Origin of the sequence: Streptomyces sparsogenes (genome assembly GCF_001704635.1) — a bacterium.
Lineage (GTDB): Bacteria > Actinomycetota > Actinomycetes > Streptomycetales > Streptomycetaceae > Streptomyces > Streptomyces sparsogenes.
Map to the genome: position 1 here is coordinate 134,561 of NZ_MAXF01000096.1, position 21,478 is coordinate 156,038.

At 71.2% G+C, this 21,478-nt stretch carries 21 protein-coding genes; 19 read left to right on the forward strand and 2 right to left on the reverse strand.

Annotated elements, in window-relative coordinates; translation table 11 throughout:
* Window positions 1-83 precede the first annotated feature (83 nt).
* The 19 genes from rho (at window position 84) to BBH68_RS20655 (ending at window position 19,366) form a co-directional block, all read left to right on the forward strand.
* Window positions 84-2,255: a transcription termination factor Rho gene (rho, locus tag BBH68_RS20565; protein ID WP_065964600.1), complete on the forward strand. Its 2,172-nt coding sequence runs from the start codon at window positions 84-86 to the stop codon at window positions 2,253-2,255.
* 328 nt (window positions 2,256-2,583) lie between these two features.
* A complete protein-coding gene (locus BBH68_RS20570) occupies window positions 2,584-3,714 on the forward strand; it encodes an LCP family protein (RefSeq protein ID WP_065964602.1) in 1,131 nt (376 codons plus the stop codon).
* Window positions 3,715-3,898: 184 nt separating this feature from the next.
* A complete protein-coding gene (gene rpmE, locus BBH68_RS20575) occupies window positions 3,899-4,123 on the forward strand; it encodes a 50S ribosomal protein L31 (RefSeq protein ID WP_014176386.1) in 225 nt (74 codons plus the stop codon).
* Between the two features lie 170 nt (window positions 4,124-4,293).
* Entirely contained in the window at window positions 4,294-5,364 is a 1,071-nt protein-coding gene (prfA, locus tag BBH68_RS20580; RefSeq protein WP_065964604.1) for a peptide chain release factor 1, read from the forward strand.
* A 256-nt stretch (window positions 5,365-5,620) separates the two neighbouring features.
* Window positions 5,621-6,466, forward strand: a complete 846-nt coding sequence (prmC, locus tag BBH68_RS20585; RefSeq protein WP_065964606.1) for a peptide chain release factor N(5)-glutamine methyltransferase — start codon at window positions 5,621-5,623, stop codon at window positions 6,464-6,466.
* Between the two features lie 68 nt (window positions 6,467-6,534).
* Window positions 6,535-7,182 carry an L-threonylcarbamoyladenylate synthase gene (locus tag BBH68_RS20590; RefSeq protein WP_065964777.1) on the forward strand — a complete coding sequence of 216 codons (648 nt, stop codon included), beginning with the start codon at window positions 6,535-6,537 and terminating at the stop codon, window positions 7,180-7,182.
* Window positions 7,179-7,838, forward strand: a complete 660-nt coding sequence (locus tag BBH68_RS20595; protein WP_065964608.1) for an arsenate reductase/protein-tyrosine-phosphatase family protein — start codon at window positions 7,179-7,181, stop codon at window positions 7,836-7,838. The genes BBH68_RS20590 and BBH68_RS20595 overlap by 4 nt, the downstream gene beginning before the upstream one ends.
* A gap of 112 nt (window positions 7,839-7,950) precedes the next feature.
* Window positions 7,951-9,267 carry a serine hydroxymethyltransferase gene (locus BBH68_RS20600; RefSeq protein ID WP_079151103.1) on the forward strand — a complete coding sequence of 439 codons (1,317 nt, stop codon included), beginning with the start codon at window positions 7,951-7,953 and terminating at the stop codon, window positions 9,265-9,267.
* Window positions 9,268-9,390: 123 nt separating this feature from the next.
* The gene (locus BBH68_RS20605; protein WP_065964610.1) at window positions 9,391-10,731 is read left to right on the forward strand and encodes an MraY family glycosyltransferase; all 1,341 of its coding nucleotides are present in this window, start codon (window positions 9,391-9,393) and stop codon (window positions 10,729-10,731) included.
* 236 nt (window positions 10,732-10,967) lie between these two features.
* Window positions 10,968-11,423, forward strand: coding sequence for a Cg1360 family ATP-synthase-associated protein (locus BBH68_RS20610; protein WP_065964612.1), 456 nt, complete (start codon window positions 10,968-10,970; stop codon window positions 11,421-11,423).
* Window positions 11,424-11,687: 264 nt separating this feature from the next.
* Window positions 11,688-12,497, forward strand: a complete 810-nt coding sequence (gene atpB, locus BBH68_RS20615) for a F0F1 ATP synthase subunit A (protein WP_065964614.1) — start codon at window positions 11,688-11,690, stop codon at window positions 12,495-12,497.
* Between the two features lie 82 nt (window positions 12,498-12,579).
* On the forward strand, window positions 12,580-12,828 hold the full coding sequence (locus tag BBH68_RS20620; protein WP_014176377.1) for an ATP synthase subunit c family protein: 249 nt from the start codon (window positions 12,580-12,582) through the stop codon (window positions 12,826-12,828).
* Between the two features lie 40 nt (window positions 12,829-12,868).
* The gene (locus BBH68_RS20625) at window positions 12,869-13,438 is read left to right on the forward strand and encodes a F0F1 ATP synthase subunit B (protein ID WP_065964616.1); all 570 of its coding nucleotides are present in this window, start codon (window positions 12,869-12,871) and stop codon (window positions 13,436-13,438) included.
* The gene (locus BBH68_RS20630; protein ID WP_065964617.1) at window positions 13,435-14,250 is read left to right on the forward strand and encodes a F0F1 ATP synthase subunit delta; all 816 of its coding nucleotides are present in this window, start codon (window positions 13,435-13,437) and stop codon (window positions 14,248-14,250) included. Before BBH68_RS20625 ends, BBH68_RS20630 begins: the two co-directional genes overlap by 4 nt.
* Before the next feature lie 102 nt (window positions 14,251-14,352).
* A complete protein-coding gene (gene atpA / locus BBH68_RS20635; RefSeq protein WP_065964619.1) occupies window positions 14,353-15,924 on the forward strand; it encodes a F0F1 ATP synthase subunit alpha in 1,572 nt (523 codons plus the stop codon).
* A 2-nt stretch (window positions 15,925-15,926) separates the two neighbouring features.
* Complete coding sequence (locus BBH68_RS20640; RefSeq protein WP_065964621.1) at window positions 15,927-16,841, forward strand: F0F1 ATP synthase subunit gamma; 915 nt, start codon at window positions 15,927-15,929, stop codon at window positions 16,839-16,841.
* A 5-nt stretch (window positions 16,842-16,846) separates the two neighbouring features.
* On the forward strand, window positions 16,847-18,301 hold the full coding sequence (gene atpD / locus BBH68_RS20645; RefSeq protein WP_065964623.1) for a F0F1 ATP synthase subunit beta: 1,455 nt from the start codon (window positions 16,847-16,849) through the stop codon (window positions 18,299-18,301).
* A gap of 111 nt (window positions 18,302-18,412) precedes the next feature.
* The gene (locus tag BBH68_RS20650) at window positions 18,413-18,790 is read left to right on the forward strand and encodes a F0F1 ATP synthase subunit epsilon (protein WP_065964624.1); all 378 of its coding nucleotides are present in this window, start codon (window positions 18,413-18,415) and stop codon (window positions 18,788-18,790) included.
* A gap of 120 nt (window positions 18,791-18,910) precedes the next feature.
* A complete protein-coding gene (locus BBH68_RS20655) occupies window positions 18,911-19,366 on the forward strand; it encodes a DUF2550 domain-containing protein (protein WP_065964788.1) in 456 nt (151 codons plus the stop codon).
* 98 nt (window positions 19,367-19,464) lie between these two features.
* On the opposite strand, the gene BBH68_RS20660 is transcribed toward BBH68_RS20655, so the two are convergent.
* A complete protein-coding gene (locus tag BBH68_RS20660) occupies window positions 19,465-20,130 on the reverse strand; it encodes a response regulator (protein ID WP_065964625.1) in 666 nt (221 codons plus the stop codon).
* Window positions 20,127-21,428: a sensor histidine kinase gene (locus BBH68_RS20665; protein ID WP_079151104.1), complete on the reverse strand. Its 1,302-nt coding sequence runs from the start codon at window positions 21,426-21,428 to the stop codon at window positions 20,127-20,129. The genes BBH68_RS20660 and BBH68_RS20665 overlap by 4 nt, the downstream gene beginning before the upstream one ends.
* Window positions 21,429-21,478 lie beyond the last annotated feature (50 nt).

Here is a 21,478-nt window from a genome sequence, read left to right on the forward strand (position 1 = left end):
CCGCACGAGAAGGACCACAGCCGGACAGCACAACCGGTCGCCGAGCCAGACAGGCCGACGCCCGCTCCAGGGAAGGACCCTTCGTGAGCGACACCACCGATCTGATGGGCGTGAACGCCTCCGGCACCTCCGACAGCGGTGTCGGCAATGCCGCTCCCGCCACGGACGCTCCCGCCGCGCCTGCCACCGGTGCTGCCACTGGCGCTGCCCCGCGGCGACGCCGCTCGGGCACCGGCCTCGACGCCATGGTCCTGGCCGAGCTGCAGCAGCTCGCCTCGAGCCTCGGCATCAGGGGCACCGCGCGGATGCGCAAGAGCCAGCTGATCGAGGTCATCAAGGAGAAGCAGGCCTCCGGCTCCGGCGCCTCCGCCGAGGCCGCCCCCGCCGCCGCGGAGGGGGTGACGAAGCCCAAGCGCCGCACGACCTCACGGGCCCGTACGGGCGACGAGGGCGGCGAGCCGGCCGCGGCCAAGGCCGACGGCAAGACCGAGGCCGCCAAGGACGAGAAGGCCGAGAAGGCCGCGAAGGCGGAGAAGGCCACCGCCCAGCAGCAGATCGAGATCCCGGGCCAGCTCGGCGAGCCGGCCGCCGACGAGCAGCTGGCCGAGGGGCGCCGCCGCCGTCGGGCGACCGCGCCGGTCACCACCACCGACACCGCGGCCACCGCCACCGCCGTCGACACCAGGACGGAGGCCAAGGCCGAGGCCGCCACCAAGACCGAGACCAAGGCCGACGCGAAGGCCGAGGCCGCCGCGGACACCGCCGAGGGCAAGGGCGGCAAGGGCCAGGACCGCGCCGAGCGCGGCCAGAAGGGCGACCGCCGGGAGCGCGGCCAGCGCGAGCGCGACGGTCGTGAGGGCCGTGACGGCCGTGAGGGCCGTGAGGGCCGTGACGGTCGTGACCGCCGCGGCGGCAAGGGCGAGGACGGCGCCGCGCAGGGCGGCGGCCGCCAGCAGCGCGACGGCCGTGGCCAGGGCCAGCAGCAGCGCGCCGAGGACACCGACGACGACTTCGACGGCGGGCGCCGCGGGCGCCGCGGCCGCTACCGCGACCGCCGTGGCCGCCGTGGCCGCGACGACTTCGGCAACGAGCCGCAGGTGTCCGACGACGACGTCCTGATCCCGGTCGCGGGCATCCTCGACATCCTCGACAACTACGCGTTCATCCGGACCTCCGGCTACCTGCCGGGCCCGAACGACGTGTACGTCTCCCTCGCCCAGGTCCGCAAGAACGGCCTGCGCAAGGGCGACCACGTCACCGGCGCGGTCCGCCAGCCGCGCGAGGGCGAGCGCCGCGAGAAGTTCAACGCGCTGGTCCGCCTCGACTCGGTCAACGGCATGGCGCCCGAAACCGGCCGCGGGCGGCCGGAGTTCGGCAAGCTGACCCCGCTCTACCCGCAGGACCGACTGCGTCTGGAGACCGAGGCGGGCGGGCTGACGACCCGCATCATCGACCTGGTCGCGCCGATCGGCAAGGGACAGCGCGGTCTGATCGTGGCCCCGCCGAAGACCGGTAAGACCATGATCATGCAGGCGATCGCCAACGCGATCACCCGCAACAGCCCCGAGTGCCACCTGATGGTCGTCCTGGTCGACGAGCGTCCGGAAGAGGTCACCGACATGCAGCGGTCGGTCAAGGGCGAGGTCATCTCCTCCACCTTCGACCGTCCGGCCGAGGACCACACCACCGTCGCCGAGCTGGCCATCGAGCGGGCCAAGCGCCTGGTCGAGCTGGGTCACGACGTGGTCGTCCTGCTGGACTCGATCACCCGTCTGGGCCGCGCGTACAACCTCGCCGCGCCCGCCTCGGGCCGCATCCTGTCCGGTGGTGTCGACTCGACCGCGCTCTACCCGCCGAAGAAGTTCTTCGGCGCCGCGCGCAACATCGAGGACGGCGGCTCGCTGACCATCCTGGCCACCGCGCTGGTCGAGACCGGCTCGCGGATGGACGAGGTGATCTTCGAGGAGTTCAAGGGCACCGGCAACATGGAGCTTCGGCTCGACCGGAAGCTCGCCGACAAGCGCATCTTCCCGGCGGTCGACGTCGACGCGTCCAGCACCCGCAAGGAGGAGATCCTCCTCGCGCCGGAGGAGCTGAACATCGTCTGGAAGCTGCGCCGGGTGCTCCACGCGCTCGACTCGCAGCAGGCGATCGAGCTGCTCCTGGACAAGATGAAGCAGACGAAGTCCAACGCCGAGTTCCTGATGCAGATCGCCAAGACCACGCCCACCCCGGGCAACGGCGACCGCGACTGACCAGCGGCGCGCGCCTCATGTGACGAGGGCCTCCCGGCACCGGCCGGGAGGCCCTCGTCGCGTCCGTCACGTCGCCATGAGATCTGGGCCACATCTCCCGCCTCACCCGCCGACCGGCGCGATCTCGGTCGTACGCGACGAATCCGCAGGTCAGCGGGGCGAGCCCGGGAGGCAGGCCGGTGGCGGGGGTGAGCCGGCGGCCGCCGGGCCGGGAAACCCGCGTATGCAACCCTGACGCTCGGCCTGTCGTCTGTCAGGTCGAATCACGGCGAGACCAGGCCTGACCGTGATGGTGGGGGGTAACCGGACAGCGAGGACTGAGGAGCCCATGGCTGACGACAGCAACAGCACACCGGACGCGCGCCGACCACGTGCCCGCGGGGGCTCGGGCCGCCGCCGCAAGGCCCCCGAGCCCCGCAGCACGCGACGCAAGGCGCTGCTGGGCACGGCCTGGACGATGGGGACCGTGCTGGTGCTGGGCGGCGTGGGCGCCGGCTACCTCTACTACAAGCTCAACGGCAACCTCACCAGCGTCAACATCAACAGCGCCCTGGGCTCCGACCGCCCCGAGAACGTCGACAACGGCTCGATGGACATACTCGTCCTCGGCTCCGACTCGCGGGCCGGCAAGAACGCCAAGTACGGCAAGGACGAGGGCACCTCCCGCTCCGACACCGCGATGGTGGTGCACATCTACAAGGGCCGCCAGAAGGCGAGCGTGGTCAGCATCCCGCGCGACACCCTGATCCGGCGCCCCGCCTGCGTCAAGGACGGCAAGACGGTCCCCGCCCAGCGCATGGCGATGTTCAACTCCGCGTACGAGGTCGGCGGCCCGGCCTGCGCGGTCAAGACCGTCGAGTCCCTCACCGGCATCCGCATGGACCACTACCTCGAGGTCGACTTCTCCGGCTTCAAGCACCTCATCGACGAACTGGGCGGCGTGAACATCACCACCACCCAGCCGATCCACGACAAGCAGAGCCACCTCGACCTGGACCCCGGCGAGCACCGGCTCAACGGCGAGCAGTCCCTCGGCCTGGTGCGCACCCGGCACGCCGTCGGCGACGGCAGCGACCTCGGCCGGATCCAGCTCCAGCAGGCGTTCATCAAGGCGCTGCTGGAGCAGGTCAAGTCCGTGGACCTGTTCAGCAGCCCCAAGAAGCTCTACGGCCTCGCCGACACCTCCACCAAGGCGCTGACCACCGACTCCGAGCTGGCCTCCGTCAGTAAGCTGTACGACTTCGCCAAGGGCCTGAAGAACATCGGCTCGGGCGACATGCGGATGGTGACCCTGCCCGTGCGGTACGACCCGGCCAACCCGAACCGGGTGCTGCCGATCGACAGCAAGGCCCGGGAGGTGTGGCGGGCGCTGCGCTGGGACCGGCCGATCCCCGCCTCCGCGACCAAGGGCTCGGCGGGCGACAGCACCAGCGCCGACAAGGTCGTCCGGGGCTCCTGACCCGGACCACCTGACCGACCTCCTGACCCGGGCCTCCGAAGCCTCCGGGGGCCCCGGGAATACCGGGGCCCCACCCCCGGTTTTGGGGGATGCGGCCAGTCCTGGCAGACTGGACCGTCGGCCCCGGTTCACGTCAGGCAACCCGCCCGACGACCCGGCGCCCTCCCGAACCTAGGAGATTCCCTTGAAGCGCGACATCCACCCGGAGTACGTCGAGACGCAGGTCAGCTGCACCTGTGGCGCCTCGTTCACCACCCGTAGCACCGTGGCGGGCGGCACCATCCGTGCCGACATCTGCTCCGAGTGCCACCCGTTCTACACGGGCAAGCAGAAGATCCTCGACACCGGTGGCCGTGTGGCGCGGTTCGAGGCCCGCTTCGGCAAGAACGCCGGGTCCGCCAAGAAGTAGCGACCCGCACGGCGCCGGTCTTCGGCCGCCCCTCCCCTGGGGCGGCCGGACCGGCGTTTTGTCGTCACGGCTTGCCGTCACGGCCTGTGCTCACGGCCTGTCGTCACGGTCTTCCGGTACCCGCAGCCCAGGCACCCCGCATTCCACCCCCACCCACCCAGGAGCCCTTGATGTTCGAGGCGGTCGAGGAACTGATCGGCGAACACGCCGACCTCGAGAAGCGGCTCGCCGACCCCGCGGTCCACGCCGACCAGCGCGAGGCGATGCGGCTCCACAAGCGCTACGCCGAGCTGACCCCCATCGTCGGCGCCTACCGCTCCTGGAAGCAGACCGGTGAGGACATGGACACGGCCCGCGAGCTGGCCCAGGACGACCCCGACTTCGCCGACGAGGTCAAGGAGCTGGAGGCGCGGCGCGAGGAGCTGACCGACCGGCTCCGGGTGCTGCTGCTCCCGCGCGACCCCAGCGACGACAAGGACGTCATCCTCGAGGTCAAGGCCGGCGAGGGCGGCGAGGAGTCGGCGCTGTTCGCGGGCGACCTGCTGCGGATGTATCTGCGCTACGCGGAGCGCGTCGGCTGGAAGACCGAGATCATCGACGCCAACGAGTCGGACCTCGGCGGCTACAAGGACGTCCAGGTCGCGGTGAAGGCCAAGGGCAGCCCGGAGCCCGGCCAGGGCGTATGGGCCCGGCTGAAGTACGAGGGCGGGGTGCACCGCGTGCAGCGGGTGCCCGCCACCGAGTCCCAGGGCCGCATCCACACCTCCGCCGCCGGCGTGCTGGTCACCCCGGAGGCCGAGGAGGTCGAGGTCGAGATCAACCAGAACGAGCTGCGGATCGACGTCTACCGCTCCTCCGGCCCCGGCGGCCAGTCCGTCAACACCACCGACTCGGCGGTGCGCATCACCCACCTGCCCACCGGCATCGTGGTCTCCTGCCAGAACGAGAAGAGCCAGCTCCAGAACAAGGAGCAGGCCCTGCGCATCCTGCGCTCGCGGCTGCTGGCCGCGGCCCAGGAGGAGGCCGAGCGGGAGGCGTCGGACGCGCGCCGCAGCCAGGTCCGCACGGTGGACCGCTCCGAACGCATCCGCACCTACAACTTTCCGGAAAACCGGATCTCGGACCACCGGGTCGGCTTCAAGGCGTACAACTTGGACCAGGTCCTCGACGGCGCGCTCGATCCGGTCATCCAGGCGTGCGTCGACGCCGACGCCGCCGCCAAGCTCGCGGCCGCGCAGTAGGGGCCCAGAGGGGGTGTCTTGTGGATCAGGCTGGATCAGCGAGCGGCGTCAGGGGGCACCGCCCAGCGGTAGCTGGGGGAGCGTCCAGCCGCAAGGCGGAGGAGGAGAGCGCAGCGGCGCTGCGTGCGACGACGACAACGCAGTGGATGGGCGTGCCAGGCGTCGGGAGCCCAGCATGATCCACAAGACACCCCCTAGGGCCGCACTCCCCAGGGAAGCTTCGTAGCTCTACGTCCGGACCGGCTGGAGGAACTCAGTGAATGTGCTGCTCGCCGAGGTGGCGCAGGCCACCCAGCGGCTGGCCGACGCCGGCGTGCCGTCCCCGCGCTTCGACGCCGAGGAGCTGGCCGCCTTCGTGCACGGCGTCAAGCGGGGGGAGCTGCACAGCGTCGCCGACGCCGACTTCGACGCGCGCTACTGGGAGGCGATCGCCCGCCGCGAGGCCCGCGAGCCCCTGCAGCACATCACCGGCCGCGCCTTCTTCCGCTACCTGGAGCTCCAGGTGGGCCCCGGAGTCTTCGTGCCCCGCCCCGAGACCGAGTCGGTCGTCGGCTGGGCCATAGACGCCGTACGGGCCATGGACGTCGTCGAGCCGCTGATCGTCGACCTGTGCACCGGCTCCGGGGCCATCGCCCTCGCGCTGGCGCAGGAGGTGCCGCGCTCCCGGGTGCACGCCGTGGAGCTGGACGAGGGCGCCCTGCGCTGGGCCCGCAAGAACGTCGAGGGGTCCCGCGTCGTTCTCCACCACGGGGACGCCCTGACGGCCCTGCCCGAGCTCGACGGACAGGTGGACCTGGTGATCAGCAATCCGCCGTACATCCCGCTCACCGAGTGGGAGTACGTGGCCCCGGAGGCCCGCGACCACGACCCCCAGGTGGCGCTGTTCTCCGGCGAGGACGGGCTCGATGTGATCCGCGGCCTGGAGCGCACCGCCCACCGGCTGCTGCGCCCCGGCGGGGTCGTGGTCATCGAGCACGCCGACACCCAGGGCGGCCAGGTGCCGTGGATCTTCACCGAGGAGCGTGGCTGGGCGGACGCCGCCGACCACCCCGACCTGAACAAGCGGCCCCGCTTCGCCACCGCGCGGAAGGCCCTCCCGTGACCCGAGCGGACGGAAAGTAGCGATCCGGTGACGTACCGCACTACCGGAGACCCAGCGAAGGAGAAATGATGGCACGGCGATACGACTGCGGCGACCCGACCGACCGCAAGACGGGCCTGCGTGAGGCCGCGTCCGCCGTCCGCCGCGGCGAGCTGGTCGTGCTGCCCACCGACACCGTCTACGGGATCGGTGCGGACGCCTTCAACGCCGAGGCCGTCGGCGATCTGCTGGAGGCCAAGGGCCGCGGCCGCAACATGCCCACGCCGGTCCTCGTCGGCTCCCCGAACACCCTGCACGGCCTGGTCACCGACCTGTCCGAGCAGGCGTGGGAGCTGGTGGACGCCTTCTGGCCGGGCGCGCTCACCCTGGTCGCCCGGCACCAGCCGTCGCTCACCTGGGACCTGGGGGAGACCCACGGCACCGTCGCGGTCCGGATGCCGCTGCACCCGGTCGCGATCGAGCTGCTGAACGACTTCGGCCCGATGGCGGTCTCCAGCGCCAACCTCACCGGCCACCCCTCGCCCCAGGACTGCGACGCGGCCCAGGAGATGCTCGGCGACTCGGTCTCGGTCTACCTCGACGGCGGGCCGACCCCGGCCGCCGTCCCGTCCTCCATCGTCGACGTGACCGGCAAGGTGCCGGTGCTGCTGCGCGCGGGCGCCCTGACCGCCGAGCAGCTCCGGGAGGTCGTACCCGACCTCGAGGTGGCCAATTGACAGCCCCTGAGGGGCGTGGCATAGCGGAACACCGTCACCACAGCGCCGAGCACACCTTCCGCATCCTCCACGTCAGCACCGGCAACGTCTGCCGCTCGCCGATCACCGAGCGGCTGACCCGGCACGCCCTCGCGCACCGCCTCGGCAGCGAGCGCACCAGCGGGCTGATCGTGGAGAGCGCCGGGACCTGGGGACACGAGGGCGCGCCCATGGAGGCGCACGCCGCCACCGTGCTGACCGACTTCGGGGCCGACCCGGCCGGGTTCCTCGGCCGCGAGCTGCTCGACGAGCACGTCATCCGCGCCGACCTCGTCCTCACCGCGACCCGTGACCACCGCGCCCAGGTCATCTCGATGGGGCACTCGGCGGGGCTGCGCACCTTCACGCTCAAGGAGTTCACCCGGCTGGTACGGGCCATAGACCCCGCGACGCTGCCGGACCCGGAGGAGGCCGGCGGCGTGGTCGACCGGGCCCGCGCCCTGGTGCAGGCCGCGGCCGCGCTGCGCGGCTGGCTGCTGGCGCCGACCGAGGACGCGGACGAGGTGCACGACCCCTACGGGGCGCCGATCACCTTCTTCCGCTCCATCGGCGACGAGATCCACGAGGCCCTGGACCCGGTGGTGACGGCCCTGACGGGGGTGCCCGCTCCGGCGTAGAGGTGTCCCCTCGCCGTCCCCTCGCCGCGGGGCGGGCCCGGGCCTACATTGGGAGGACGCACCACAGGCGCTCTCCCCCCGAGCCCGTTCTACCTGAGGCTGTGAGCTTGCGATGGCCGCTACCCCCGCGCCGCCGCGCGGCACCCCGGCCGGGCCGCCCGGCGCGGCCGGTCCCGCCTGGGAGCCCGACTTCGACGCGCTGCGCCGGCAGGACCCCGACATCGCCGGGGTGGTCCTGGGCGAGCTGGACCGCGTCACCGGCGGGCTCCAGCTGATCGCCGCGGAGAACTTCACCTCCCGGGCCGTGCTGGCCGCGCTCGCCTCACCGCTGGCCAACAAGTACGCCGAGGGCTACCCCGGCGCCCGCTACCACGGCGGGTGCGAGCTGGTCGACGTCGCCGAGCGGATCGCCGCGGACCGGGCGCGGGCCCTGTTCGGCGCCGAACACGCCAATGTGCAGCCGCACTCGGGCTCCTCGGCGGTGCTGGCCGCGTACGCAGCGCTGCTGCGGCCCGGCGACACGGTGCTGGCGATGGCGCTGGCCCACGGCGGCCACCTCACCCACGGCTCCCCGGCCAACTTCTCCGGCCGCTGGTTCGACTTCATCGGCTACGGCGTCGATCCGCACACCGGGCTGATCGACTACGGGCAGCTCCACGACCTGGCGCGGGCCCACCGCCCCAAGGCGATCGTCTGCGGCTCGATCTCCTACCCCCGCCACCTGGACTACGCCGCCTTCCGGGAGATCGCCGACGACATCGGCGCCTATCTGATCGCGGACGCCGCCCACCCCATCGGCCTGGTCGCCGGGAAGGCGGCGCCCAATCCGGTGCCGTACGCGGATGTGGTGTGTGCCACCACCCACAAGGTGCTGCGCGGGCCGCGCGGCGGGATGGTGCTGTGCGGCGCGGAGCTGGCCGAGCGCGTGGACCGCGCGGTCTTCCCCTTCACCCAGGGCGGCGCGCAGATGCACACCATCGCCGCCAAGGCCGTCGGGTTCGGCGAGGCCGCGCAGCCCGCGTTCACCGCGTACGCGCACCGGGTGGTCGCCAACGCCCACGCGCTCGCCGACGCCCTGGCCGCCGAGGGCGTCCCGGTGACCACCGGGGGCACCGACACCCATCTGATCACCGCCGACCCCGCCGCGCTCGGCCTGGACGGGCGGGCCGCCCGGGCCCGTTGCGCCGCGGCGGGCATCGTGCTGGACAGCTGCGCCCTGGCGTCCGCGACCGAGCCGGGCGGCTGCGTCAAGGGCATCCGTCTCGGCACGGCGGCGGTGACCACGCAGGGCATGGGGGAGCGGGAGATGGCACGGATCGCCAAGTTGCTGGTGGCCGCGCTGGGCGAGGACGAGTCGGCGCCCCGGATCCGGGGGCTGCGCGCCGAGGTGCGCCAGCTGGCGGCGGCTTTTCCGCCGTATCCGGCATGATCCGCGCCTCTTCGGGGCATGATGCGCGGTTGCCCGCCCCCGGCGCGCGGGGAACCGGATCAGGCTAGGGTGAGGTCTCCTAGAGTGAGGCCCTGATCCACCCGCGCGACTTCTGGGGAATAGGTGCGTGAATACCTGCTGACTCTGTGCGTCACGGCCGCGGTCACCTACCTGCTGACCGGACCGGTGCGGAAGTTCGCCATCGTGGCCGGCGCGATGCCGGAGATCCGCGCCCGCGACGTGCACCGTGAGCCCACGCCGCGGCTCGGCGGGATCGCGATGTTCGGCGGGCTGTGCGCGGGGCTGCTGGTCGCCGCCCATCTCACCAACCTCAAGGGCGTCTTCGAGCTGTCGAACGAGCCGCGCGCGCTGCTGTCCGGCGCCGGGCTGATCTGGCTGCTGGGCGTCCTGGACGACAAGTGGGGCGTGGACGCGCTGATCAAGCTGGGCGGCCAGATGATCGCCGCGGGTGTGATGGTGCTCCAGGGACTCACCATCCTGTGGCTGCCGGTGCCCGGGGTGGGCCCGGTCTCGCTGACGCCCTGGCAGGGCACGCTGCTCACGGTCGCGCTCGTGGTGATCACCATCAACGCGGTCAACTTCGTGGACGGCCTGGACGGTCTGGCCTCCGGCATGGTGTGCATCGCGGCCGCCGCGTTCTTCATGTACGCGTATCGCATCTGGTACGGCTACGGCCTGGAGTCGGCCGCCCCCGCGACCCTGTTCGCCGCCGTCCTGATGGGGATGTGCCTGGGTTTCCTGCCGCACAACATCCACCCGGCCCGGATCTTCATGGGCGACTCCGGCTCGATGCTGATCGGCCTGGTGCTGGCGGCGGGCGCGATCTCCATCACCGGCCAGGTGGACCCGGACGCGATGAAGCTGTTCGTCGGCTCGGAGACCGCCGCGGTGCACGCCACCGTCCCGGTCTACATCCCGCTGCTGCTCCCGCTGACCGTGATCGCGGTGCCGTTCGCCGACCTGGTGCTGGCCATCGTCCGCCGCACCTGGCGGGGGCAGTCGCCGTTCGCCGCGGACCGGGGCCATCTGCACCACCGGCTGCTGGAGATCGGCCACTCGCACAGCCGCGCGGTGCTGATCATGTACTTCTGGTCGGCCCTGATCGCGTTCGGCGCCGTGGCGTACTCGGTCAACTCGGCCAGCATGTGGTTCGTGCTGGCGATCGTGGGGCTGAGCGCGGTGGGTCTGGTCCTGCTGCTGCTGCCGCGGTTCACCCCGAGGGTTCCGCGCTGGGCGGAGCGCTTCGTTCCGCCGCGCTACCGCCGCAGGCGCCGGGGCGCCGCGGCCGCTCGGGAGCTGGCCCGCGAGACATCCGCCACAGTGCCGGGGGCCGAGGCGGAGGCCGAGCCGGCGGGCCGGATTCCGGCGGGGATCAACGGGGCCACCGCGATCGGCGACCGCTCCCGGTTCACCCAGCAGCGGAAGATCGGCAGTTCCCGATAGCCCGCGGTCGAGGTGGAGTCAAGGTGCGATACGCTCCTTAGCCCTCCCGTGTGACGTGCAGCACAACGGACAGGTAAAGACCTCATCAAATAGTTTGTGATACCGTTCACGAAAACCCGGTGCCAGAGCCGAAGGGCCGTAGTGCGACTGTCCTTCGTCGCGAGGTTCCTTTCACCCCCGGGGATACGCTCGTCTACGACGAACCGTTGCTTCCGACTCTTGCCGGAGAACCCTTCATGCAGTCCAACGACGCCCGAACGCTTCTGCAGTGTGCCGTGCCCACCGCAGTCGTCGGTGCCGCCGCCACCGCTGTCGGCGCCGTGCTCGCCGGTGGCAAGGGTGCGTTGGGGGCCGCGTTCGGAGCGATTCTGGTGACCGCGCTGATGACGATCGACCTGATCGTCCTGGTGCGGACCGCCAAGAAGCTTCCGCAGATCTTCCAGATGATGGGTCTCGCGCTCTACGCGGTGCAGTTCCTGCTGCTTGCGGTGGTGCTCGGCATCTTCAAGGACACCACCCTGTTCAACACCAGGGCGTTCGCCTTCTCGCTGCTCGCCGCGACGCTGACGTGGATCACCGCGCAGACCCGCGCGCACATGAAGGCCAAGATTTTCTACGTGCAGCCGGAAGCGGAAGACGAACGGAACCCGGCGGGGGAGAAGAAGGCTTCTCCCGCCGGGTCCCCATCGTGAACTGTAGGGCCGGTATAAGGGCACGACCGCTCACCTGCTATCGTCCGGTGCCATCTGAGGCACAGCGGGCGCAGGTGGCTGAACCCCCGGATTCGACGGGACGGAATCGGCGGCCCATGCAGCTGCTGCCCACCGACCACACCGGACTTGCGCCGACAAGCCGCCCCCACATTCGTAAGACCAGTCCAGTGCCGTTCCGCGGTGATGCGCCGCGCCGACACAACGAGGTTGCCGTACCCATGCGCCACGCTGAAGGAGCTCGCGGTGAGTCCTGACCAGACGCTCGCCTTCGAGACCGATTGCCACATCTTCGACGGGTGCGGCTTCCCGGCCCCAGGGCTTCACTCGTTCACATTCGAGCCGATCGCCACGATCGGCGGCTTCGAGTTCACCAAGCCGGTCCTCCTGGCGCTGCTGGGCACCGTGGTCGTCATGGTCTTCTTCTGGGCCGCCTTCGGCAAGGCCAAGGTCGTCCCCGGCAAGCTCCAGCTGATCGGCGAGGCGGGCTACGACTTCGTGCGCCGCGGCGTCGTCTACGAGGCTCTGGGCAAGAAGGAGGGCGACAAGTACGTCCCCCTCATGGTCTCGCTGTTCTTCTTCGTCTGGATCATGAACCTCTGGTCGGTCATCCCGGTCGCCCAGTTCCCGGTGACGTCGATCATCGCCTTCCCGGCGGGGCTCGCCGCGGTCGTCTACGTCCTGTGGGTGAGCCTGACCTTCAAGAAGCACGGCTTCGTGGGCGGCTGGAAGAACATCACCGGCTACGACAAGTCGCTCGGCGCGGTGCTGCCGCTGGTGATGGTCCTGGAGACCTTCTCCAACCTCCTCATCCGGCCGTTCACCCACGCCGTCCGGCTCTTCGCCAACATGTTCGCCGGCCACATCCTGCTGCTGATCTTCACCATCGCCAGCTGGTACCTGCTGAACGGTGTCGGCATCGCCTACGCGAGCGTCTCGTTCGTGATGGTCATCCTGCTGACCGCCTTCGAGCTGTTCATCCAGGCCCTCCAGGCCTATGTGTTCGTCCTGCTGGCCTGCACCTACATCCAGGGCGCTCTCGCCGAGCACCACTGAGCGCCCCAGCCAGCCAGCCCCGTCCCAATAGGCGTCCGGTGGCCAACCCCCACCGGTCCGTGAAAGAGAAGGAAGAAACGGCATGTCCGCTCTCCAGACGACCCTCGCCGCTGTCGAGCTCAAGGGCAACCTCGGCTCGATCGGCTACGGCCTCGCGGCCATCGGCCCCGGCGTCGGCGTCGGCATCATCTTCGGTAACGGCACCCAGGCGCTGGCCCGTCAGCCCGAGGCGGCCGGCCTGATCCGCGCCAACCAGATCCTCGGCTTCGTCCTCTGTGAGGCGCTCGCCCTGATCGGTCTGGTCATGCCGTTCGTCTACCCGACCAAGTGACCGCGGCGAACGACCGGTCCACCGGACGAAAGGCAATGATGTGAACGCCTTGACATTCCTGGCGGCTGATGAGCCGGAGAACCCGCTCATCCCGCCGATCCCAGAGCTCGTCATCGGCCTCATCGCCTTCGCCATCGTCTTCGCTTTCTTCGCCAAGAAGCTCCTCCCGAACATCAACCGGGTTCTGGACGAGCGCCGTGCGGCGATCGAGGGCGGCATGGAGGAGGCCGAGGCCCGCAAGGCCGAGGCCCAGCAGGTCCTCGAGGACTACCGCGCCCAGCTCGCCGACGCCCGTCACGAGGCCGCGCGACTGCGCCAGGAGGCGCAGGAGCAGGGCGCCGCGCTCATCGCCGAGATGCGCGCGGAGGGCCAGCGGCAGCGTGAGGAGATCATCGCCGCCGGCCACGCCCAGATCGAGGCCGACCGCAAGCAGGCGGCCCAGACGCTGCGCCAGGACGTCGGCAAGCTCGCCACCGACCTGGCCGGCAAGATCGTCGGCGAGTCCCTCGAGGACGTCGCCCGGCAGGGCCGGATCATCGACCGGTTCCTCGACGAACTCGAGGCCAAGGCTGAGGCGGCGGCCGAGACGAAGGCCGAGGCCGGCCGATGAACGGAGCGAGCCGTGAGGCACTGGGCGCGGCGCGCGAGCGCTTCGACGCGCTGACGGACAACACCTCCGTCGACGCCGCGACCCTCGCCGACGAGCTGGCCGCCGTCACCGCGCTGCTCGACCGTGAGGTCTCGCTGCGCCGGGTCCTCACCGACCCGGCGCAGCCCGGCGAGGCCAAGGCCGAGCTGGCCGGGCGCCTGCTGGCCGGCCAGGTCGGCGGCGAGGTCGTCGACCTGGTCTCCGGCATGGTCCGGTCCCGCTGGTCGCGCTCGCGCGACCTGGTGGACGCGACCGAGGAGCTGGCGGCCTCCGCCGACCTCGTGGCGGCCCAGCGCGCCGGTGTCCTCGACGACGTGGAGGACGAGCTGTTCCGGTTCGGCCGGATCGTCTCCTCGTCCACCGAGCTGCGGTCCGCGCTGACCGACCGGGTCGCGACCACCTCGGCGAAGACCGCCCTGGTGCGCGAGCTGCTGGGCGGCCGGGCCAATCCGGTCACCGAACGGCTGGTCGGCCGTCTTGTCGCACAGCCGCGGGGACGTAGCCTGGAAGCGGGGCTGGAGGCCCTCTCGCGGCTGGCCGCGGCCCGCCGCGACCGCCTGGTCGTGGTGGTGACCTCGGCCGTGCCGCTCAGCGACCGGCAGAAGCAGCGCCTCGGCGCCGCCCTGGCGACGCTGTACGGCCACCAGGTGCACCTCAACCTGGACGTGGACCCGGCGGTCCTCGGCGGGATCGAGGTGCGCGTCGGCGACGAGATCATCGACGGCACCATCGCCGACCGCCTGGACGAGGCGGCCCGGCGGATGGCCGGCTGAGCCCGTCGCAGACTCGACAAGCCAACTCAACAAGCATGCAAGCGGCCCGAGTTGGGCCGTAGTCAGATACTTCGGGCCCAACAAGGAGAGCAGGGAACCCAGATGGCGGAGCTCACGATCCGGCCGGAGGAGATCCGGGACGCACTGGAGAACTTTGTCCAGGCGTACAAGCCGGACGCGGCCTCGCGCGAGGAGGTCGGTACGGTCACCGTTGCCGGCGACGGCATCGCGAAGGTCGAAGGTCTTCCCTCGGCCATGGCGAACGAGCTGCTGAAGTTCGAGGACGGCACCCTCGGCCTCGCCCTCAACCTCGAGGAGCGCGAGATCGGCGCGGTCGTCCTCGGCGAGTTCAGCGGTATCGAAGAGGGCCAGCAGGTGCAGCGCACCGGCGAGGTGCTCTCGGTCGCCGTCGGCGAGGGCTACCTCGGCCGTGTCGTCGACCCGCTGGGCAACCCGATCGACGGCCTCGGCGAGATCGAGACCGAGGGCCGCCGCGCCCTCGAGCTGCAGGCCCCCACGGTCATGCAGCGCAAGTCGGTGCACGAGCCGATGGAGACCGGCTACAAGGCCGTCGACGCCATGACCCCGATCGGCCGTGGCCAGCGTCAGCTGATCATCGGCGACCGGCAGACCGGCAAGACCGCGCTGGCCGTCGACACGATCATCAACCAGCGCGACAACTGGCGCTCGGGCGACCCGAAGAAGCAGGTCCGCTGCATCTACGTCGCCATCGGCCAGAAGGGCTCCACCATCGCCGGCGTGCGCGCCGCGCTGGAGGAGGCCGGCGCCCTGGAGTACACCACGATCGTCGCCGCCCCGGCGTCCGACCCGGCGGGCTTCAAGTACCTGGCCCCCTACACCGGCTCGGCCATCGGCCAGCACTGGATGTACCAGGGCAAGCACGTCCTGATCGTCTTCGACGACCTGTCCAAGCAGGCCGACGCCTACCGCGCCGTCTCGCTGCTGCTGCGCCGCCCGCCGGGCCGCGAGGCGTACCCCGGTGACGTCTTCTACCTGCACTCCCGGCTGCTGGAGCGCTGCGCCAAGCTCTCCGACGACATGGGCGCCGGTTCGATGACCGGTCTGCCGATCGTCGAGACCAAGGCCAACGACGTCTCGGCGTTCATCCCGACCAACGTCATCTCCATCACCGACGGCCAGTGCTTCCTGGAGTCCGACCTGTTCAACGCCGGCCAGCGCCCGGCTCTGAACGTCGGTATCTCGGTCTCCCGCGTCGGTGGCTCCGCCCAGCACCGGGCCATGCGCCAGGTGTCCGGCCGGCTCCGGGTGGACCTCGCCCAGTTCCGTGAGCTGGAGGCGTTCGCCGCCTTCGGCTCCGACCTGGACGCGGCCTCCAAGGCCTCGCTGGAGCGCGGTTCGCGCATGGTCGAGCTGCTGAAGCAGCCGCAGTACTCCCCGTTCGCCACCGAGGACCAGGTCGTCTCGATCTGGGCCGGCACCAACGGCAAGATGGACGACGTCCCGGTCGAGGACATCCGTCGCTTCGAGCGCGAGCTGCACGACTACCTGCACCGCGAGCACAAGGGCCTGATGACGAGCATCGTCGAGGGCGGCAAGATGTCCGACGACACCCTCGCCGCGCTGGGCGAGGCCGTGGACAGCTTCAAGCGCCAGTTCGAGACCTCGGACGGCAAGCTGCTGGGCGAGGGCTGAGCATGGGTGCCCAACTCCGGGTCTACAAGAGGCGGATCAAGTCCATCTCTGCGACCAAGAAGATCACCAAGGCGATGGAGATGATCGCCGCCTCGCGCGTCGTCAGGGCGCAGCGCCAGGTGGCCGCGTCGACTCCGTACGCCAGTGAGCTCACCCGGGCGGTGGGCGCGGTCGCCACCGGCTCCACCACCCAGCACCCGCTCACCACCGAGGCGGAGAACCCGACCCGGGCCGCGCTGCTGCTCATCACGAGCGACCGCGGTCTGGCCGGCGGCTACTCGGCGAACGTGATCAAGGCGGCCGAGCAGGCCACCAAGGCCCTCACCGCGCAGGGCAAGGAGGTCGACACCTACATCGTCGGCCGCAAGGGCGTCGCCTACTACGGCTTCCGTGAGTTCAAGGTCACGGAGTCGTGGACCGGCTTCACCGACAACCCGACCTACGCGGACGCCAAGAAGATCGCCGGCCCGCTGATCGAGGCCGTCCAGAAGGACACGGCCGAGGGCGGCGTGGACGAGCTGCACATCGTCTACACCGAGTTCGTCTCGATGCTGACGCAGACCCCGGTCGAGCACCGGCTGCTGCCGCTGAGCATGGAGAAGACGGCGGAGGAGACGGCGGCGAAGGACGTGATCGCGCCGCTGTACGAGTTCGAGCCGTCGGCGGAGGAGGTGCTCGACGCGCTGCTGCCGCGGTACGTCGAGTCCCGGATCTACAACGCCCTGCTCCAGGCGGCCGCGTCCAAGCACGCGGCCACCCGCCGGGCGATGAAGTCGGCGACCGACAACGCCGAAGAGCTCATCAAGTCGCTCACGCGGCTTGCCAACGCGGCCCGCCAGGCCGACATCACCCAGGAAATCAGCGAGATCGTCGGTGGCGCGAGCGCCCTGGCCGACGCCTCTGCGGGGAGTGACTGACAACTATGACCACCACTGTTGAGCCGACCGCTCCTGCCGGCGTGGCCACTGGCCGCGTCGCGCGGGTCATCGGCCCGGTCGTCGACGTGGAGTTCCCCGTCGACGCGATGCCGGAGATCTACAACGCACTGCACGTCGAGGTCATCGACCCCTCCGAGGAGGGCAAGACCAAGACGCTCACCCTCGAGGTCGCCCAGCACCTCGGCGAGGGCCTGGTGCGGGCCATCTCGATGGAGCCCACCGACGGCCTGGTCCGCCAGGCCCCGGTGACCGACACCGGCGACGGCATCACCGTCCCGGTCGGCGACATGACCAAGGGCCGGGTGTTCAACACCCTGGGCAAGATCCTCAACGAGCCCGAGGCCGAGTCCGAGGTCACCGAGCGCTGGTCCATCCACCGCAAGGCCCCGGCCTTCGACCAGCTCGAGTCCAAGACCGAGATGTTCGAGACCGGCCTGAAGGTCGTGGACCTGCTGACCCCGTACGTCAAGGGCGGCAAGATCGGTCTGTTCGGCGGCGCGGGCGTCGGCAAGACCGTTCTCATCCAGGAAATGATCGTCCGTGTGGCCAAGCTGCACGAGGGCGTTTCCGTGTTCGCCGGCGTCGGCGAGCGCACCCGTGAGGGCAACGACCTCATGGTCGAGATGGAGGAGGCTGGCGTTCTCGACAAGACCGCGCTGGTCTTCGGCCAGATGGACGAGCCCCCGGGCACCCGTCTGCGGGTCGCCCTGGCCGGTCTGACCATGGCGGAGTACTTCCGCGATGTGCAGAAGCAGGACGTGCTGTTCTTCATCGACAACATCTTCCGCTTCACCCAGGCCGGTTCCGAGGTCTCGACCCTGCTCGGCCGCATGCCCTCCGCGGTGGGCTACCAGCCGAACCTGGCCGACGAGATGGGCATCCTCCAGGAGCGCATCACCTCGACCCGCGGTCACTCGATCACCTCGATGCAGGCGATCTACGTCCCCGCGGACGACCTGACCGACCCGGCCCCGGCGACCACCTTCGCGCACCTCGACGCGACGACGGTGCTCTCCCGTCCGATCTCGGAGAAGGGCATCTACCCGGCGGTGGACCCGCTGGACTCCACCTCCCGGATCCTGGACCCGCGGTACATCTCGCAGGACCACTACGACTGCGCCACGCGGGTCAAGTCGATCCTGCAGAAGTACAAGGACCTGCAGGACATCATCAACATCCTCGGCATCGACGAGCTCGGCGAGGAGGACAAGCTCACCGTCTTCCGCGCCCGCCGCATCGAGCGCTTCCTGTCGCAGAACACCCACGCGGCGAAGCAGTTCACCGGTGTGGACGGCTCGGACGTGCCGCTGGACGAGTCGATCGCCGCGTTCAACGCGATCGCCGACGGTGAGTTCGACCACTTCCCGGAGCAGGCGTTCTTCATGTGTGGTGGTCTCGAGGACCTGAAGAAGAACGCGAAGGAGCTGGGCGTCTCCTGACGCCGGAGCTCACAGGAGAGGGGTGGGCCGCGTCCCGCCCCTCTCCTCACGCCCGTTATCCTTTGACGAAAGCCCTGTCGTACCCGGCAGGTGGAGACCCGAGGAGCCACGTTGGCTGCTGAGCTGCATGTCGAGATGGTCGCGGCGGACCGTAGTGTCTGGTCCGGCAAGGCCACCTTGGTCATCGCGCGCACCACATCCGGTGACATCGGCGTCATGCCCGGCCACCAGCCGCTGCTCGGTGTGCTGGAGTCCGGCCCGGTGACCATCCGTACGAGCGAGGGCGGGACAGTCGTCGCCGCGGTGCACGGCGGGTTCATCTCGTTCTCCGACGACAAGCTCTCGGTGCTCGCCGAGATCGCGGAGCTGTCCGACGAGATCGATGTCAAGCGGGCGGAGCGGGCGCTGGAGCGCGCCAAGGCGGAGGCGGACGCCGCCGCCGAGCGGCGCGCCGACGTCCGGCTGCGCGCGGTGGCGGGAGCGCACTGAAACCTGTCACGAACGGTCGAAACCCTCAGCCGCGGGCCGCGCGGGGACTCCCCAGCGCCGGTCCGCGGCTGAGGCGATGCAGGTGCGGTTTTTCCGGATGACGCGAGGAGGTCGGTGAAGATGGTCCTCGCTCTGCTCGTGAGCGGCGTGGTCGTCGCGCTGGTGGTGGTGGGGCTCTTCGTCTTCGGTCTGCGGCGGCGGCTGATCCAGCGCTCCGGCGGCACCTTCGACTGCTCACTGCGCTGGAACGCGCCCGGGCCCGAGGCCGAACCGGAGCCCAGCGGCAAGGGCTGGGTGTACGGGGTCGCCCGCTACAACGGTGACCGGATCGAGTGGTTCCGGGTCTTCTCCTACGCGCCCAGGCCGCGCCGGCTCCTGGAGCGCGCCTCGATCGAGGTACTGGAGCGCCGCACGCCGAAGGGCGAGGAGGAGCTCGCGCTGCTCTCCGACGCCGTGGTGCTGGCGTGTCTGCACAGCGGCACCCGGCTGGAGCTGGCGATGAGCGAGGACGCGCTGACCGGCTTCCTCGCCTGGCTGGAGGCCGCCCCGCCCGGCCAGCGGGTCAACGTGGCCTGATGCCTGACGCCTGACGCCTGATGCCTGATGCCTGGCGCCTGATGCCTGGCGCCTGACGCCGCCTGACGGGCCGGCGACGAACGGCCCCGGTCGCCTTCTCAGGGCCCGGCCACCCCCAACTCCCGGGCCAGCACCGCCGCCTGCACCCGGCTGCGCAGCCCCAGCTTGCCGAGCACCCTGCTGACGTGGGTCTTCACCGTGGCCTCCGCCATGGCGAGGTGGTCGGCGATCTGGGCGTTGGACAGGCCCTGGCCGAGGGCGCCCAGCACCTCGCGCTCGCGCGGGGTGAGGGAGGCGAGCTCCGCCGGTTCGGCGGTGACGGTCGCGGTGGCGGACCGCGCGGCGCTCGGCCGGGCGAACTCGGCGATCAGTCGGCGGGTCACCGCGGGGGCGATCATGCCCTCGCCGCGGGCCACCGTCCGTACGGCCTCCAGAAGCCCGGCCGCCTCGCTGTCCTTGAGGAGGAAGCCCGCGGCCCCGGCGCGCAGCGCCCCGAAGACGTACTCGTCGAGGTCGAAGGTGGTCAGGACCAGGACGTCGGCCAGCTGCTCGGCGACGATCTCGCGGGTGGCCGACACCCCGTCCAGGCGCGGCATCTGGACGTCCATCAGCACCAGGTCGGGGCGCAGCTCCCGGGCCAGGCGCACGGCCTGTTCCCCGTCGGCCGCCTCCGCGATCACCTCGATGTCGGGCGCGGACCGCAGGATGAGCACCAGCCCGGCCCGTACGGCCAGCTGGTCTTCGGCGACGAGCACGCGGATCACCGGTTCGAGGCTCCTTTGCCGTCGAGGTTGCGGTCGAGATTGCGGTCCGGGTTGCGGTCCGGGTTGCGGCTGAGGGTGCCGCCCAGGGGCAGGACCGCCCGTACGCGCCACACCGTGCCGGACGCCCCGGGGCGCGGGCCCGCCTGGAGGGTGCCGCCGAGCACGGAGACGCGCTCGCGCATCCCGACCACGCCCATCCCCGAGCCGGGCGCCCGGGGGCGGCGGCCCGGGCGCTTGTCGTACGGGCTGGTCACGCTGACCTCCAGGGCGCCGGCCGCCGACGGGCCCTCGGCGTCGTGGGCGAGGCGCACGGTCACCTCGCCGGGGGCCGCGTGCTTGAGGGCGTTGGTCAGGGACTCCTGGACGATGCGGTACGCGGCGAGCTCGACCGGGGCGGGGAGCGGGGCGGCGCCCGGCGGGCGTTCGTCGCACAGCGCGAACTCCAGCCCGCTGACGGCGGCGTCCGAGCGGGCGCGCTCGACCAGCGAGTCGAGGGCGTCGAGGGTGGGCGCCGCGGTGGGTTCCGTCTCCCCGCCCGCGTCGCGCAGCAGCTCGATGAGGGTGCGCATCTCGGCCAGGCCCCGCACGCTGTTCTCCCGGATGACGCCGAGCGCCTGGTCGGTGGCGGCGGCGTCGCCCAGGGAGAGCGCGGCGGTGGAGTGGATGGCGATGGCCGACAGATGGCCCGCGACCCGGTCGTGCAGCTCGCGGGCCATCCGGGCGCGCTCGGCCACCACCGCCTCCCGCCGGTCCAGCTCCGCCAGCAGGGCCGTCCGTTCGGCCTCGAGACGGGCGGCCTCGGCGGCCTCCCGGTGGTTGCGCACGATGGCCCCGGTGCCGGCCGGGGCGAAGGTGAGCAGGGCGGCCATCACGCCGATGAACAGCGACTCGGGGGTGCGCAGCAGCGCCAGCGGCACGACCGTGGCCGCCACGGTGACCATCCCGCAGGCGGAGGGCAGCCGCCGGGCCAGGGGCGCCGGGCCGTAGAGGACCGCCGCGTACACCACGTCCGTGTACATCAGGACGGTGGCGATGAGCGAGCCGCCGCACAGGTCCACGGCCAGGGCGGCGGTGCCGAGCGCCAGGGCGGTCCCGGGCGCCACCCGGCGCAGCAGTTCGGCGCCGGCCATGGCGACGAGGGAGGTGACCGTCCACACGTGGGGGAGGACCACGGGGCCCAGGTCGCCGAGGTAGACCCCGCCGCTCAGCCCCAGCGCCATCAGCAGCAGTCCGCCGAGCAGCCCGCCCGAGGCGATGGCGACGTCGACGCGGTGCGGCGGCGGCAGACGGGGCGGCATGGGTCCATCACAGCACGCGTCCGCCGCGACCGCGTCCGCTTCCGGGGGAC